The following is a 15,545-nucleotide window of genomic DNA, read 5'->3' as shown; positions in this document are numbered from 1 at the left end:
CCCGCGACACCGATCGGGCGCCCGACACACTGGTGCCGCACGCCGCCGGGGCCGTAGACTCGTTCTCACATCGCGCGGTCGAATCGATACGACCCGGCGTCGAGCACCCGCCCGGGTGACGACGGCGCCCTCGGGCCCGCGCCCCTCCCAGCTCGACGGCGAGCCGTGGCAGGCTCCCTCGCTGACACCCTCCTCGAACTCGAAGGCCCTCGCTCGTGACCCACCTCTCCCGCCGTCGTCGCACGGCCGCCCTGATCGCCCTCGCCCTGGGTGGTTTCGGCATCGGCTCGACCGAGTTCGTCGCCATGGGCCTGTTGCCGAACATGGCCGGCGATCTGCTGCCCGACCTGTACTCCCGGTCGGCGGACGCCGGCATCGCCCAGGCCGGCTGGCTGATCAGCGCCTACGCCCTCGGCGTCGTCGTCGGGGCCCCGACCATCGCCGCGATGTCGTCGCACTTCCCGAAGAAGAAGCTGCTGCTCGCCCTGCTCGCCGCCTTCACGGTCGGCACGATCGCCTCGGCCCTGCTGCCGTCGTTCGGCTGGGTGCTCGCCGCCCGCTTCGCCGCGGGCCTGCCGCACGGCGCCTACTTCGGCATCGCGTCCATCGTCGCCGCGTCGATCATGGGCCCCGGCAACCGAGGCAAGGGGGTCGCGCTCGTGCTCAGCGGCCTGACGATCGCGAACGTCATCGGCGTGCCCTCGATCACCTGGCTCGGCCAGCAGTCCGGCTGGCGGGTGGCCTACCTCGCGGTCGCCCTCATCTTCGCGCTGACCTTCGTCGCCGTCGCCTTCGCCGTGCCGCACCAGGACGGCGACGCGTCCGCCTCGATGAAGCGCGAGCTGCGGGCGTTCAAGCAGCCCCAGGTCTGGCTCGTGATGGGCATCGGGGCCATCGGCTTCGGCGGGTTCTTCGCGGTCTACAGCTACATCGCCAACGCCGTCACGGAGGGGGCGGGCGTCTCCGAGGGCATCGTCCCCTGGGTGCTCGTCACGGTCGGCGTCGGCATGACCATCGGCAACCTGCTCGGCGGCTGGTTGGCCGACCGCTCGCTCAAGCTCGCCATGTACCTCGGCTTCGTCGGCCTCATCGCCGCCCTCTCGGCCTACGCGCTCACCTCGAGCTCGATCGTCGGCATCTTCGTCAGCACGTTCTTCGTCGGCCTCGTCGGCTCGAGCGTCGGCCCGTCGGTGCAGTCCCGCCTGATGGAGGTCGCGGGCGAGAGCCAGGTCATCGGGGCCGCCCTGAACCACTCGGCCATGAACCTCGGCAACAGCTTCGGCGCGTACCTCGGCGGCGCGGTCATCGCGGCCGGACTCGGGTTCTCGGCACCCGGCTGGGTCGGCGTCGTGCTCGCCCTCGCCGGAGTCGTCCTCACCATGATCAGCTTCGGCATGCAGCGCGTCGACGACCGACGCGGTGCGGCCCGGGCCACGGCCTCCGAACGCGAGTCGGTCTCGGCGTAGGCGTCCTCGGGGCGCCGGCCCGCGCCTCCTGCGGTCGGTTTGGCCGTCCTGCGGGAGCGGACTGCCGGCCCTTTCGTGACCGTCGCCGTGCCCGACCCGATCTCGACCCGCTCGGTTCGACCGGGCTCGTGCGCGCAGGCGCGCCGAACCCGACTCGGCTCGGGCGCGAGGTGTGCCGAACCCGACCGTGCTCGCGCGCCCAGGCGTACCGAACCCGATCGTGCTCGTGCGCCGAGGCGTACCGAACCCGACCGTGCTCGTGCGCCCAGGCGTACCGAACCCGACCGAAGATGTCCGACACGCCGCTCGTGTCCGGGCCGAACTCCGCGTCGGGCGGTGAATTCTCGCGATTTGCACAGGGCAGGGCAGGGCAGGGCAGGGCAGAGAGGCGCCGGGTCAGGAGGCGCGGGTGGCGCGGACGACGAACGGCCCGGCCCACGAGGGGGCCGGGCCATCGCGCGGGATCGCGCCGCGGGTCAGAAGCTCGTCTGGGCCGGCGTGTCGGTCTGCAGCAGGATGCCGTCCTGGATGGCGCGCTTCCGCAGGGCGACCTTCGTGCCCACGTCGTAGCCGGCCACGCGGTACTTCTCGCGGATGCGCTTGAGGTAGCTCTTGGCGGTCTCTTCGCTGATGCCGAGCTGGTAGGCGACGGCCTTCACCGGCTCGCCACCGCCGTAGAGCGCCATCACGCGGCGTTCTTGTGCGCTGAGCTTCGGCACGCCGCCGACCTCGGCGGCGTTCAGGGCCAGGTCGAGTTCGGCCGAGATGTACGACTCGCCCTTGGCTGCCGAGCGGATCGCCTCGACGATCATCTCGGCGTCCTCGCTCTTGACGAGGTAGCCCAGGGCGCCGGCGGCGAGGGCCTCGCGCACCACGTTGGGCTCGGAGTAGGTGCTCATCAGGACGGTCTTGACGCCCGTCGTCTTGAGCGTGTTGATCTTCAGCGAGATCGGGATGTTGTCCTTGAGGTCGAGGTCGAGCAGCACGACGTCGACGGGGAACTCGGGGTGCGTGAGCAGCTCGGGCCAGGACGCGACCGCGGCGACCATCGAGATGTCGCTCGCGGCACCACGGATCCACTCGCTGAGGGCGCCCAGGAGCATCTTGTGGTCGTCTACGAGGGCGAGGCGGATGCGGTCGTCGTGGTCTGACACGTCGGGACCTTCTTTCAGGACGGTGTGGGGTTCATGCTACGGGCGGGGGTGGTGATCGGGCCGGACCACGCGGGGTGCTCGGCGGCTCAGGCCTCGGCGGGGTTGTCGACGATGCAGCTGACCGAGATCTTGACGCTCGATTCGTGGGACGACACGACGTACTCCCCGGCGCGCTCGAGGGCGTTCCAGGTGGCGGGCGTGACGCGGTTGCGGCGGATGCCCGTCGTCGAGAGCACGACGGGCACGCACACGCTGCGACCGGCGAACGACTGGGACGCGGCGGTCACCGGGCCGAGGGCGAGCTGGATGGTCGTGCCCGGGGCGCGGCTCTTCGAGTCGCCGAGCAGCAGCCAGACGCCCTGCAGCAGGCCGTCGCGCTGTGCCGGGGCGAGCAGGCCGGCCAGCGACGACGGGTCGACCAGCGTGACCGACCGGCCGAGGTACTCGGACTCGGTGACCGCGTGGTGCAGCCAGGTCTCGCGCCGGCCCTCGATCAGGTGCAGGCGGAGTTCGGTGGCGAGCGACGCGGCCTGCGAGGCGACCTTGGGCGAGAGGGGCAGCGGCACGTCGCCGTTCGCGACCCCGTCGAGCAGCTTCTCGGCGGCGAGGTCGAGCCGCGCCAGTTCGTCGCTCGCGAGCATGCCCACCGCGAAGCGGGGTTGCGACACGTTGCTCTGCACGAGCACCCGGTCGAGCTCGACCTGCACCATGCGGCGGAACCGGTGCACCGCGAAGGTGGCGATGGCGCTCGGCAGGACGGCCAGGGCCACCACGGTGATCTGCTGCGGCCCCGAGTCGCTGGTGACGGGCGTCGAGAGCGCCACCATGACGACGAGCGCCACGAACAGCAGGGCGGTGGCGACGACCACCTCGCGCACGGGCCTGAGGGTGACGATCGGCAGCAGGCCGAAGCCGACGGCCACGCTCGAGGTGGCGTAGGCGCCCACGTCGTGCAGGGGCCAGATGGCGACGAAGTCGAGTGCGACGACGACGGCCAGCACGACCCCGATCACCGCGAACACCCCCGTGGTGAGCCTCTCGCCCCGCACCGTCACGAGCACGGCCGTGCCGATGAAGGTCGCCACGTACAGCAGCCACGAGATCAGGACGGGGGCGACGTCGGGATAGGCCGACAGGTGGCTGAGGAAGAAGGCGAGGCCGTACACGGCCTGGAGTGCGGCGACCACGGCCGCGCCGACGCCGAGGTAGCCGGTGCCGAGCGTCGCGCCGGCCGCGCGCGCCTGGCGCAGCGAGCGCGCGCCGGTCGAACTGATCGGCAGACCGCGGGCGGCCCGGCGGCCCCGGAGGACTCCGAGGGTGTTCTCGTCGATGCTCATCGCGGGGCCTCCAGGACGACGGTGGTGCCCGATCCGGGGGACGAGAAGAGGCGGGCGCTGCCGCCGACCTCGTGCAGCCGGCCGACGACGGACTCCTTGAAGCCCAGGCGTTCTTCGCTGATGCCGGCGAGGTCGAAGCCGACTCCGGCGTCGGTGACCATGGCGCGCACCATCGAGTCGTCGTGGATGATCGTGACGTGCGCCTCGGTCACCCCGGCGTGACGTCGCACGTTCTCGAGGCACTCGGCGAGGGCCAGCAGGAAGGCGTCGAGCACGTGCGTGGGCAGCAGCACCTGGCCGGTGCCGTGCCAGCTCACCTCGAGGCCCATGCGTCCGAAGCGCTGCTTGACCGACTCGAGGGTCTGGCCGAGCGGGGACTCCTCGACGGTCTCGAGGCTGTAGTCGCCCGAGGCCTGCGGCTGGGGGGTGCCGCCGAGACGCAGGTGGCGCAGCAGACGGGCGTCCTCGGCGGCCTGGTCCTGCAGAGCCTGGGGGGTGACGCCGAAGCCCGAGTGGGCGAGCAGGGTCAACGTGGCCAGCACGGTGTCGTGCAGCAGGCGTGCGCCCTGCCGACGTTGCGCCTCGGTCTCGCTGGCCTGGCGTTCGGCCCGGTGGGCGTTGCCGATGCTGTAGATGCGGCGGGCCGCCAGGGGCACGGCACGTCCGAGCCAGAGTCCCGTGACGAAACAGGAGACCCAGCCGAGCAACACGGCCGCGACCGGGAAGGTGAAGAGCGAGCCGGTGGCCAGGGCCACCAGGGCCAGCTCGACGACGAAGGCCACGATCGCCGTGGTCAACCGCGGTCGGCTCGACGAGAGCATCAGGCTGAAGGCGGCGGTCGCACCGCCGGCCAGGGGGATGATCGCGGTGGCGAGCGGGCCGTCGTCGGGGCCGCCGGCGGGCAGCAGGGCCACCACGGTCGCGGCGATGCCCGAGGCCAGCCCGACCGGGACCCAGACGCGGGCGCGCGGCCCGGTGACGAAGAGCAGCGACACGACGAGCAGCGCGACGAGCGGGGCGATGGCCGCGAGGTGCAGGGGGTCGGTGACGCCGGGGATCGCCAGGGCCACGATCGAGACCGCCGCGCAGGCGAGCCCCAGGGTGCTGGTCGTGCTGCTGAGCAGACGATCGCGCTCTTGGGCGAAGATGTCCATGATTCGTGAGTGGCTTCCGACGGTGGCGTCACGGCTGCCGGGTGGCTGGTGACTCCTCATGTTTTCACACCCAGCCCCCTCTCAGGGGGTCGTGCGGGGCCCGAATCGCCGATCGGCGAGGTAACGATCCGGTCGCGACGCCGAACTGTACCCCGTGGTGTCCACCGAACTGGGGTCAGTCGAACAGGCGACGCAACTGGGCGCCCACCGCGTCGCCCTCGATGAGGAATCCGTCGTGCCCGTAGGGGCTCTCGACCACGGCCACGTCGTCGCCGTCGAGCCCGTGCCGCAGGTGTCGTGCGATCACCCTCTGGTCGGACACGGGGAAGAGCCGGTCGCTGTCGACGCCGAGCACGAGCGTCCGGGCCGTGATGCGGTTCAGGGCCGCCGCCACGCCACCCCGGTCGCGCCCGACGTCGTGCGAGTTCATCGCGCCCAGCAGGGTCACGTAGCTGCCTGCGTCGAAGCGCCGGGTGAACTTGTTGCCGTGGAAGTCGAGGTAGCTCTCGACCTGGAACCGCCCCGGACCGCCCAGCGGTGAGATCTCGCTCTGCCAGCTGCGACCGAACCGGGCGTTCAGCTCGTCGGGAGAGCGGTAGTTGAGCAGGGCCATCCGCCGGGCGAGCGCGAGGCCGCGGTACGGGCCGTCGACCGAGTCGTAGTAGTCCCCGCCGTCGAAGGCGGCGTCCATCCGGATCGCCTCGTACTGCACCGTGTTCAGGGCGATCTGGTCGGCGCTCACGACCGGCGGCGCGGCCAGCACGGCGAGCCGGGCGACGCGCGCCGGGTGCGTGATCGCCCATTCGAGGGCGTGCATGCCGCCCATCGACCCGCCGACGACCGCGGCCCACCGCTCGATGCCGAGGCGGTCGGCCAACGCCGCCTGGGCGGCGACCTGGTCGCGGATCGTCAGGTGGGGGAACCTCGACCCCCACTCGACGGCGTCCGGCGCGAACGACGAGGGGCCGGTGCTGCCCTGGCAGCCCCCGAGCACGTTCGGCGCGACGACGAACCAGCGGTCGGTGTCGATCGCGAGCCCCGGGCCGACGACGCCGTTCCACCAGCCGGCCGTGGGGTGGCCGGGGCCGGCCGCGCCGACGACGTGGCTGTCGCCGGTCAGGGCGTGCGAGACGAGCACGGCGTTGCCGCGGTCGGCGTCGAGCTCGCCCCAGGTCTCGTAGGCGATCCGTGGTCGGGGCAGCGTGGCGCCGCTCTCGAGCACGAGGTCGTCCAGGGCTTCGAACGACCGCCCGCCGGGATCGTCGCCGTCGCGCCAGGCGCCGGTGACCGGCGGGCGGCCGAGCATCGCCAGGCGCGTGCGCTCGCTGATGACGCTCGACGGGACGGTGTCCTCGGGTGTGCTCTGCCAGTCCATGTGACGTCCATCCTGGACGAGCCGAGGAGGCGCGGTGCGTTTGTTACGCGCACCGCGCCTCCTCGGGGTTGCCGCGTCCCGCGCGACCTCGTCGCCGGCGTCCTAGCTGCTGCGGAGCGCCTCCCGGGTGACGGCGCGCGCCGCGGCGAAGCCGGCGTCGAGGTCGGCCTTGAGGTCGTCGACGTTCTCGAGGCCGACCGAGAGGCGGACGAGCCCCGGGGTGACGCCGGTCGTCAGCTGCTGCTCGGGGGTGAGCTGCGAGTGCGTCGTCGAGGCGGGGTGGATCACGAGGCTGCGCACGTCGCCGATGTTGGCGAGGTGGCTGAACAACTCCAGCGCGTCGACGAGCGCCCGACCGGCGTCGACGCCGCCCTTGAGCTCGAACGAGAGGACGGCGCCGACGCCGCGCGGCGCGTACTTGTTGGCGGCCGCGTACCAGGGGCTCGTGGGTAGGCCGGCGTAGTACACCGCCGCGACGTCGTCGCGGGAGTCGAGCCACTCGGCGATCTCCTGGGCGTTCTGCACGTGGCGTTCGATGCGCAGGCTGAGCGTCTCGATGCCCTGGATCAACGAGAAGGCCGTGTCGGGGCTGTTGGACGCCCCGAGGTCGCGCAGCAGCTGCACCCGTGCCTTGACGACGTACGCGAGGGCGTCGCCGACCGCCTGCGTGTAGACGGCTCCGTGGTACGACGGGTCGGGCTGCGTGAGACCCGGGAACCGCTCCGCGTTCGCCGACCACGGGAACGTGCCGCCGTCGACGATGAAGCCGCCGATGACCGTGCCGTGCCCGCCGAGGAACTTCGTCGCCGAGTGCACGACGATGTCGGCGCCGTGCTCGAGCGGCCTGATCAGGTACGGCGTCGCGATCGTGTTGTCGACGATCAGCGGCACGCCCTCGGCGTGCGCGACGTCCGACACCTTCTCGAGGTCGAGGATGTTGATCTTGGGGTTGCCGATGGTCTCGGCGAAGAACAGCTTCGTGTTCGGGCGCACCGCACGACGCCACTCGTCGGCGTCGTCCTGGTTCTCGACGAACGTCGTCTCGATGCCGAGCTTCGCGAGCGTGTACTTGAAGAGGTTGTAGGTGCCGCCGTAGATCGACGACGACGACACGATGTGGTCGCCCGCCTCGGCGATGTTCAGCACGGCGAAGGTCGACGCGGCCTGACCCGACGCCACCAGCAGCGCACCCGTGCCGCCCTCGAGCGCGGCGATGCGCTTCTCCACGACGTCGTGGGTGGGGTTCATGATGCGCGAGTAGATGTTGCCGTTCTCGGCCAGGGCGAAGAGGTCCTGCGCGTGCTGGGCGTCCCGGAAGACGTACGACGTCGTCTTGTAGATCGGCGTGGCGCGGGCGTGGGTCGTGGGGTCGGGCTGGGCTCCGGCGTGGATCTGCTGCGTCTCGAACTTCCAGGCGGGCTGGGCGTCGGTCATGGTCTGCTCCTGCGGTCGGGGTGCGTGAGGTGGGGTCCGTGCGCCGGGTGGTCGGCGGGATCGGCGGGGTCTGCGATGACAGCCACGGTACGGACCGTGCCCCCGACCGTCCACGAAGGCGGACACGCGACGTAACGGGGCCGCTAGCGTGGGCCGGGCGCGTCCGCAGCGGACGACGACGACGAACGAGGCAACAGGAGGCACACGTGGCGAAGCGGGTCGTGGTGACGGGAGCCAGCTCGGGCATCGGAGCGGCGACGGTGCGGCTGTTCCGCTCGCGCGGCTGGGAGGTCCTGGCGGTCGCCCGACGCGAGGAGCGGCTCCGCGCGCTCGCGGACGAGACGGGGGCGACCTGGTTCCGGGCCGACCTCACCCGCGACGACGACGTGGCGGCCCTGCGGGCCCACGTCGAGTCGACCGGGCCGCTGCACGCCCTGGTCAACAACGCCGGCGGCGCGTTCGGGCTCGACAGCGTCGAGAACGGCTCGGTCGACGACTGGCAGCGCATGTTCGACGTCAACGTGCTCGGCACCAAGCGGGCGGTCACCGCCCTGCTGCCCTCGCTGCGCGGCGGAGCCGAGGAGGCGCGGGGCGCCGACATCGTCACGGTCACCTCGATCGCCGGTCACGTCGCGTACGAGAACGGCGGCGGCTACAACGCCTCGAAGTTCGCCGAGCACGCCCTCGTCGCGGTGCTGCGGCTCGAGCTGGCGGGGGAGCCGATCCGGGTGATCGAGATCGCCCCGGGCATGGTGCACACCGAGGAGTTCTCGCTCGTGCGGTTCGGCGGCGACCAGGACCGCGCCGACGCCGTCTACCGCGACGTCGAGTCGCCGCTGTCGGCCGACGACGTCGCCGAGTCGATCGTGCACTCGGTCGAGCTGCCGGCCCACGTCAACCTCGACCTGGTGACGATCAAGCCCGTTGCGCAGGCGGCGACCTACAAGGTCGCCAAGGGGGAGCTGAAGGTCAAGAAGGACTGACCGGCCCGGCGGGGCCCGCGGGCCGGGCCTGGCGCAGCGCCGCGAGGTCGCCCTCGACGAGGTCGCGCAGCCGCTCGTGACGTCCGTCGTCGTAGTCGTCGTCCGGGCGTGCCGCCCAGCCGAGCCGATCCACGACGGTCTGGCCGACGTCGTCCCAGGCGCGCGATCGGGCGGCCGCCACGACCTCGGCCACGAAGTCGTCGTCGTCCCGGCGCGCGGCCAGCGCCCGGGCCACGCCCTTCGACGCCGCCTCGCGCAGCTTGAGCGCGTCGACGTCCTCGGGGCGGTAGTCGAACTGGTGCCGGGACTGCCCGTACGACCGGCCGGTCATCCGCCGCAGCCGGCGGACCCGCACGGCGGCCGCGGCCTGCTCGGCGGTCAGGCGGTCGATCTCGTCGCGGGTGACCCGCGTGGCGACGGCCTCGTCGAAGGGCAGATGCTCCTGCAGGGCGCGGCGGATGATCTGGTTGGTCACGGCGACGACCAGGGCGGAGCGGACGATCAGCAGGCCCTCGTCGACGGCGCGCTCGAGCGCCGTGCGCTCGGCGCGGCGGCGCGTTCCGGGGCCGTGGGGCACGGTTCGACGTCCTCTCGTGGTGTGACGGGTGAGGCCCCGACCCTACGGCGTGCAGGGGGCTGCCGACCGGGTGGGTGGCCCGGGGGACGGGCGGACGGACGACGCGTCGCAGGGGTCACGAGCGGGTGGTTCCGACGCGGGGCGACCCGGCGGACGACCGGGCGGACGCCGCCGACGGTGCCCGCGCCTCCTGCCGTCCGGGGCCCCCGGGGCCGCCGAACCGCGCAAAAGGGCGGGCCTCACCCGGGGGGAGCCGGCGCGGGCCGGGTCCCACCCGGACGTCACCCGGACGAGGCCCCCTCGAACGGGGGACGGCCTCGTGTCTCGTCTTCCCAGGAGGCTCCCCGTAGCGTTGTCATGGTCAGGACGCTCCGAACCCGAATCCGGGGCGTGCCTCTGCCGTGGTCGCCCGAATCGACCACCGGCCGACGACGTCGGGCCACCCACTCGACGACGTCACCCGAACACACCCTCCGACGAGGGCCGCCACCCGAACGCGCCGCCCCGCGGCGTGACCGGCGACCGTCGACGACCCCAGAGGAACCCCCGTGACCCTCCGCGTCCGCACACCCCTGCCCGCCGTCCGCCCGGCCACCGTCCGCTCCCCCCGGGGAGGTGTCGCGTGAACCGGCCCGCCCCCCGCGTCAGCGTCGTCGTCTGCGCCGACGAGTCCACCCCGTTCGACGGTCTGACGGCCGCCCTAGACTCCGTCCTCCGCGACGGGGACGTGCACGACGTCCTCGTCGTCGTCGACCGTGCCCCGCGACTCCGCGACCACCTGCGCCACCGCTACGACGACCTCGTCGTCGTCGACAACACCCGCACACCGGGGCTCGCCGGCAGCCGCGACACCGGCATCGAGTCGGCCCGAGGCGACGTCGTCGCGTTCCTCGACGCGGACTGCGTCGCCCACGCCGGCTGGGCCCGGGCGCTCGCCGCGCCGTTCGACCAGGTCGACGTGATCGCCGTGGTCGGCCGGACCGAGGCGACCTGGCCCGGTACGGCCGCGTCGGCACTGCCCGACGACCTGCTCTGGGCCGTCGACTGCACGCCCCGCTCGCGCCCCGACGGCCTCGTGGGGCTCGACGACGTGGCGGGGGCGACCGTGGCGTTCCGCCGCTGGGACCTGCTGCAGGTCGGCGGCCTGGCCAGCGGCGTCGACGCCCGTGACGCCGTGCCCCGTGGAGCCGAGTTCGTCGAGTTGTGCCTTCGCCTGGCGGCGGACGAGCCGGAGGCGCGCATCGTCTCGACCTCGTCGGCCCGCGTCTCGCGCACCGTCGCCCCGAACGAGACCCGCTGGCGGTCCGTCGCGGGGGCCGCGTTCGACCGCGGCGTCGCACAGTCCGCCCTCCGACGCTCGGTCGGCCGTGACGCCGACACGGGAACGGTCCGCGGCGTGACGACCGGTCGTCTGGCCTCGGTCGCCGGGCGATCGCTGCTCGGCCGCCGCCCGGGTGCGTGGCTCCTGGGCGTCGCCGCCCTGGGCCTCGCGGCGGGTCGCGTGCGCGGCGCCCTCGGCGGAGCCACCGTCGGCGTGCCGTCCGAGCACCTCGAGCCGCTGCGATCGGCGACGGTCCGTCACTGACGGCCGGGCCGGCTCACGGGATGCGTCCGTAGCGTGAGCGTCATGGACCAGACCACGCCGGGGGCCGAGCCCGACCCGGTGACCCGCACCGCGCCTCCGTTGCTGCGCCCGCCGTTCATCCGCCAGCACTGGGGCGGCCTGGCCTTCGCGCACTGGCGGGTCGAGCCCGACCGCGTCGCACCGCTGTTGCCGCCCGGCACGCGGCCCGACGTGTTCGACGGATCGACCTGGGTCGGCCTGATCCCGTTCAAGCTGACCGGCAGCGCCTTCGGGCCGCTGCCCGCCGTGCCCTGGGCCGGGGACTTCCTCGAGACGAACGTGCGGCTGTACTCGGTCGACGCCCTCGGCCGTCGCGGGGTGGTGTTCCGCACCCTCGAGGCGCAGCGCCTGGTGTCGGTGCTCGCCGCGAACGTCGGGCTCGGCCTGCCGTACCGGTGGGCGTCGATGCAGGAGTCCCGGGCCGACGGGGTCGTGACGTACCGCAGCACCAGGCTCGGGCCGGGGGCGAACCCGTCGTCGCGTCTGTCCGTCCGACCCACCGACGAGGTGGTCGACGGCGACCCGCTCGCCGAGTTCCTCACCGCCCGCTGGGGCATGCACGTCGCCCGGGGCGGACGCACCCGGTACTGGCCGAACCGGCACGACACCTGGTCGCTGCGCCGGGCCGAGCTGGTCGACCTCGACGACGAGCTGGTGGCCGACGGCGGCCTGCCGGGCGTCACCGACCGTGAGCCCGACTCGCTGCTCTGGTCCGACGGCGTCGACACCGTCTTCGCGCCCCCCGGGGGTGCCTGGGTCCCCGCGTGACGCGTGGGGGCCTGCGCGCGTTACGGTTGTCGGCATGGTCACCCCACCCGACGACAGCCAGGCCGCCCCCGCACGACCCGAGGTCGAGGCTCCCGAGAGGGAGGTGCTGGGCTGGCTCGAGTTCGGTGAGGCCGCTCGCCACCTGGCCTCGGACGTCGTCCAGGCGGGGTTCACGCCCGACGTGATCGTCGCCGTCGCCCGTGGGGGGCTCGTGCTCGCCGGGGCCGTCGCCTACGCGCTCGACACCAAGATGTGCGGCTCGATCAACGTCGAGTTCTACACCGGCGTCGACGAGCGTCTGCCCGAGCCCGTCCTGCTGCCGCCGACCCTCGACGCCCCGTCGCTCGAGGGCAAGAAGGTGCTCGTCGTCGACGACGTGTCCGACTCGGGGCGCACCCTCGTGCTCGTGCGCGACCTGCTCGCCGAGGTCGCCGCCGAGGTGCGCACGGTCTGCCTGTACAGCAAGCCCCGCACCGTGCTCGAACCCGACTTCGTCTGGAAGCGCACCGACCAGTGGATCACCTTCCCGTGGAGCGCGCTGCCGCCCGTGACGCGCGAGGTCGGATCGGGGGCCGGCGAATGAGCATCCACCTCGTGGGCGGCGGCTGGTCACCCGACGACACCGAGCTGTACGACCTCTTCGTGGCCGAGGCCGCCGTCCGAGGTGCCGCCGTCGGCCGGAGCGTGCCGCGCATCGCCGTGCTGATCGTCGTCGCCGACGACTCGCCGTCCGCCGAGTTCCGCGACGGTTACCCGGCCATGCTCGCCGCTGGAGGCCGCTGCGAGGCCCTCACCACGATCGTCGCCGCGGGTGACGAGTTCGACACCCGCGTGCTCAGCGACGTCGACGGCTTGCTCGTGGCGGGCGGGCTCACCCCCGCGTACCTCGACGCCGTCGCGCCGCTGATCGACCAGGTGCGCCTGCTCGTCGCCGACGGGCTGCCCTACCTCGGGTTCTCGGCCGGTGCCATGATCGCCGCCGACCGTGCCGTGCTCGGCGGCTGGCTGATCGGCGACGTCCCGGTCTGCCCCGAGGACGCCGCCGAAGACCTGGACGAGGTCACCCTCGCCGACGGACTCGGCCTCGTCGACCTCGCCATCGACGTGCACGCCGCCCAGTGGGGCACCCTGACCCGACTCATCGCCGCCACCGAGGCCGGCCTCGTCCGCGGCGGCGTCGCGATCGACGAGAACACCGCCCTGGTCGTCGGCGAGGGGGCCCTGGCGGTGCTCGGCACCGGCAGCGTCTGGCGCGTCGAACCGCAACTCGACGACGACGGCGAGATCGTCGGCGTCTCGGTCGGCACGCTCGGGGTCGAGTGACCGACGCGACCGGGTCCGGGCCGGGCCGCGACGACGGCCCCGCCGACACGCACGACCACCGTCGACCGCTCTCGGAGCAGATCGATCCGTCGTGGGCGACCGCGCTCGAGCCCGTGGCCGACCGCATCGCCGACATGGGCGAGTACCTGCGGGCCGAGGTGCGCGCCGGGCGCGGTTACCTGCCCGCCGGCGAGAACGTGCTGCGTGCTTTCCGTCAGCCACTCGACGAGGTGCGCGTCTTGATCGTCGGCCAGGACCCCTACCCGACGCCCGGCCACCCGATCGGGTTGTCGTTCGCCGTCGACCCGCACGTCCGACCGGTCCCGCGCAGCCTCGCGAACATCTACCGCGAGCTCCACGACGACCTCGGCGTGCCCGTCGTCGAGCACGGCGACCTGACCTCGTGGTCGCACCACGGCGTGCTGCTGCTCAACCGCGTGCTCACGGTGCGTCCGGGCGAGACGGCGTCGCACCGCGGCAAGGGCTGGGAGCCGGTCACCCAACGCGCCATCGAGGTGCTGGCCGCACGGGGCGGGCCGCTCGTGGCCGTCCTCTGGGGTCGCGACGCGTCGGCGCTCAAGCCGATGCTCGGTGACGTCCCCTCGATCGAGTCGCCCCACCCGAGCCCCCTGTCGGCGTCGCGCGGGTTCTTCGGCTCGCGACCGTTCAGCCGGGCGAACGAGCTGCTCGTCGCCCAGGGCGGCGAACCCGTCGACTGGACGCTGCCGCCCGCCTGACCCCGTCCCGGCCGGTGTCCGCACCGGGCCGGCGCCCGGCGTGGCAGAGTGGGCCCGTGCTCGAAGAGGAATACCAGCCCCGACGGCGCCTTCCCCGAGCCCTGCGGCCCCCGGCCCCGGTCGAGCCCGGCTTCTCGTTCGAGATCCGCCCTGCGACGCCTGCCGACCTGCCCTACGTGCGCGAGATCTACAACCACTACGTGGCGAACTCGTCGGTCACCTTCGACGAGGACGCCATGACCCTCGCCGAGTGGCGTCGCAAGTACGCCTTCGTCACGAAGCTCGGCATGCCCTTCCTCGTCGCGGTGAACCCGTCCGGCGAGGCTCTCGGCTACGCGGTCGCGACCCCGTGGGGTGGCAAGGCGGCCTACCGCTACACCGTCGAGAGCTCGATCTACCTGCGGGCCGCGTCGACGGGCAAGGGGCTCGGCCGTGCCCTGCTCGAAGCGCTCATCGAGGCCTGCCGGGACGCGGGCATCCGCGAGATGATCGCCGTCATCGCCGACAAGAACGCCGAGGCGTCCATCGGCCTGCACGAGCGGCTCGGTTTCACCGAGGTCGGTCGCATGGGCAGGGTCGGCTTCAAGTTCGGCCGCTGGCTCGGCACCATCACGATGCAGAAGTCGCTCAAGAAGCGCCGCCGCGGCTGAGCCTCAGGGCAGCGGCCCCACGATCTGGCGCAACACGCGTTCGGTCGCGTGCACGGTGGCGGGCTCGCCGCGCCAGAGCATGCGGACGATCAACCCGTCGACCGCGAGGGCCACGACGTCGACCCGGTCGGCCGGGACGCCGGCCCGCCCCAGCACGTGCTCGAGCGACGAGTACCAGAGGTCGGCGTCCTCGCGCAGGGACTCGTCCCGCATGGCGGTGAAGAGCAGCTCGTACTGCGCCCGAGCGGACCCGCGCTCGGTGATCGCGTACCGGACGAGGGTCTCGGCCAGGTCGGCCAAGGAGGCGCGCTCGAGTCGGTCGAACGACCGCACCCAGTCGGTGGTCGCGTGGCGCAGCGCAGCCCGGAGCAGGTCGTCGCGTCCGGCGAAGTAGTACGTGGCCGCCGAGACCGGGACGCCGGCCGCCCGGGCGACCGCCCGGTGCGTCACGGCCGAGGGGCCGCCCGTCTCGAGGACGGCCAGGACGCCGTCGAGCAGCGCGCGCCTCCTGGTCTCGCCCTTCGGAGTGAGGGCCTGGCCGCCGGGGCCCAGGTGCCGATCGCCGGGGGCCCGGTCGTCACCCGACGTCGTGTCGGTCACCGGGGTCAGGCCGCGGCCTCGTGGCGACCGCCGAGCTCGAGCATGGTGACGCCGCCGATGACGAGGACGATGCCGCCGAGCTGGACCAGGGTCAGGGGTTCCTTGAAGAAGATCCAGCTGATGAGGGCGACGAGCACGACGCCGACGCCGGCCCAGATCGCGTAGGCGATGCCGAGCGGAACGCCCTCGGTCAGCGACTGCGAGAGCATCGCGAACGCGAAGACGTAGCCGACGACGACCGCCGCGTACTGCCACCACTTGGCGTCGGGGCCGCTGGTGACCTTGAGGAAGCTCGTGGCGAAGACCTCGCCGACGATGGCGAGCGCGAGGAAGAGGTAACCCATGACGGTGTCCTGTCGAGAC

16 protein-coding genes are annotated in these 15,545 nt (G+C 72.9%); 8 read left to right on the top strand and 8 right to left on the bottom strand.

Translation table 11 applies throughout. From position 1 onward, the window contains the following. Positions 1-215 precede the first annotated feature (215 nt). The gene (locus AC1MBW_RS00575) at positions 216-1,466 is read left to right on the top strand and encodes an MFS transporter (RefSeq protein WP_480025104.1); all 1,251 of its coding nucleotides are present in this window, start codon (positions 216-218) and stop codon (positions 1,464-1,466) included. A gap of 476 nt (positions 1,467-1,942) precedes the next feature. Here the strand turns inward: AC1MBW_RS00575 and AC1MBW_RS00570 are convergent, their stop codons facing one another. From AC1MBW_RS00570 to AC1MBW_RS00550, 5 genes are all read right to left on the bottom strand, one after another. Further along, complete coding sequence (locus tag AC1MBW_RS00570) at positions 1,943-2,620, bottom strand: response regulator transcription factor (protein WP_043593728.1); 678 nt, start codon at positions 2,618-2,620, stop codon at positions 1,943-1,945. An 86-nt stretch (positions 2,621-2,706) separates the two neighbouring features. Next, positions 2,707-3,957, bottom strand: coding sequence for a hypothetical protein (locus AC1MBW_RS00565; protein WP_054146513.1), 1,251 nt, complete (start codon positions 3,955-3,957; stop codon positions 2,707-2,709). Then, on the bottom strand, positions 3,954-5,111 hold the full coding sequence (locus AC1MBW_RS00560; protein WP_054146514.1) for a sensor histidine kinase: 1,158 nt from the start codon (positions 5,109-5,111) through the stop codon (positions 3,954-3,956). The genes AC1MBW_RS00565 and AC1MBW_RS00560 overlap by 4 nt, the downstream gene beginning before the upstream one ends. Positions 5,112-5,286: 175 nt before the next feature. Beyond that, positions 5,287-6,486 carry a homoserine O-acetyltransferase MetX gene (gene metX / locus AC1MBW_RS00555; RefSeq protein ID WP_480025103.1) on the bottom strand — a complete coding sequence of 400 codons (1,200 nt, stop codon included), beginning with the start codon at positions 6,484-6,486 and terminating at the stop codon, positions 5,287-5,289. A 102-nt stretch (positions 6,487-6,588) separates the two neighbouring features. Next, a complete protein-coding gene (locus AC1MBW_RS00550; RefSeq protein ID WP_480025102.1) occupies positions 6,589-7,920 on the bottom strand; it encodes a bifunctional o-acetylhomoserine/o-acetylserine sulfhydrylase in 1,332 nt (443 codons plus the stop codon). A 206-nt stretch (positions 7,921-8,126) separates the two neighbouring features. Here AC1MBW_RS00550 and AC1MBW_RS00545 point away from each other — a divergent pair, with 206 nt between their 5' ends. Continuing rightward, positions 8,127-8,903: an SDR family oxidoreductase gene (locus AC1MBW_RS00545; protein WP_480025101.1), complete on the top strand. Its 777-nt coding sequence runs from the start codon at positions 8,127-8,129 to the stop codon at positions 8,901-8,903. On the opposite strand, the gene AC1MBW_RS00540 is transcribed toward AC1MBW_RS00545, so the two are convergent. Further along, positions 8,890-9,480, bottom strand: coding sequence for a hypothetical protein (locus AC1MBW_RS00540; protein ID WP_480025100.1), 591 nt, complete (start codon positions 9,478-9,480; stop codon positions 8,890-8,892). The genes AC1MBW_RS00545 and AC1MBW_RS00540 overlap by 14 nt on opposite strands. Positions 9,481-10,102: 622 nt before the next feature. On the opposite strand from AC1MBW_RS00540, the gene AC1MBW_RS00535 reads away from it, so the two are divergent. From AC1MBW_RS00535 to AC1MBW_RS00510, 6 genes are all read left to right on the top strand, one after another. Then, entirely contained in the window at positions 10,103-11,065 is a 963-nt protein-coding gene (locus AC1MBW_RS00535) for a glycosyltransferase family 2 protein (protein WP_480025099.1), read from the top strand. Between the two features lie 42 nt (positions 11,066-11,107). After that, positions 11,108-11,872 (top strand): YqjF family protein, encoded by a 765-nt coding sequence (locus AC1MBW_RS00530; RefSeq protein ID WP_480025098.1) that lies wholly within the window; start codon positions 11,108-11,110, stop codon positions 11,870-11,872. A 34-nt stretch (positions 11,873-11,906) separates the two neighbouring features. Further along, on the top strand, positions 11,907-12,455 hold the full coding sequence (locus AC1MBW_RS00525) for a phosphoribosyltransferase (RefSeq protein ID WP_055972081.1): 549 nt from the start codon (positions 11,907-11,909) through the stop codon (positions 12,453-12,455). After that, positions 12,452-13,195: a Type 1 glutamine amidotransferase-like domain-containing protein gene (locus tag AC1MBW_RS00520; RefSeq protein WP_480025097.1), complete on the top strand. Its 744-nt coding sequence runs from the start codon at positions 12,452-12,454 to the stop codon at positions 13,193-13,195. The genes AC1MBW_RS00525 and AC1MBW_RS00520 overlap by 4 nt, the downstream gene beginning before the upstream one ends. A gap of 80 nt (positions 13,196-13,275) precedes the next feature. Continuing rightward, complete coding sequence (locus AC1MBW_RS00515) at positions 13,276-13,932, top strand: uracil-DNA glycosylase (protein ID WP_054146526.1); 657 nt, start codon at positions 13,276-13,278, stop codon at positions 13,930-13,932. Between the two features lie 56 nt (positions 13,933-13,988). Then, the gene (locus AC1MBW_RS00510) at positions 13,989-14,582 is read left to right on the top strand and encodes an N-acetyltransferase family protein (protein WP_480025096.1); all 594 of its coding nucleotides are present in this window, start codon (positions 13,989-13,991) and stop codon (positions 14,580-14,582) included. Between the two features lie 3 nt (positions 14,583-14,585). On the opposite strand, the gene AC1MBW_RS00505 is transcribed toward AC1MBW_RS00510, so the two are convergent. Then, positions 14,586-15,182, bottom strand: a complete 597-nt coding sequence (locus AC1MBW_RS00505) for a TetR/AcrR family transcriptional regulator (RefSeq protein WP_480025095.1) — start codon at positions 15,180-15,182, stop codon at positions 14,586-14,588. Between the two features lie 5 nt (positions 15,183-15,187). After that, a complete protein-coding gene (locus AC1MBW_RS00500) occupies positions 15,188-15,526 on the bottom strand; it encodes a DMT family transporter (RefSeq protein WP_480025094.1) in 339 nt (112 codons plus the stop codon). Between the last annotated feature and the right edge of the window lie 19 nt (positions 15,527-15,545).

This window comes from Frigoribacterium sp. AP1, from assembly GCF_056680555.1.
This window is presented reverse-complemented; position numbering and strand designations above follow the sequence as displayed.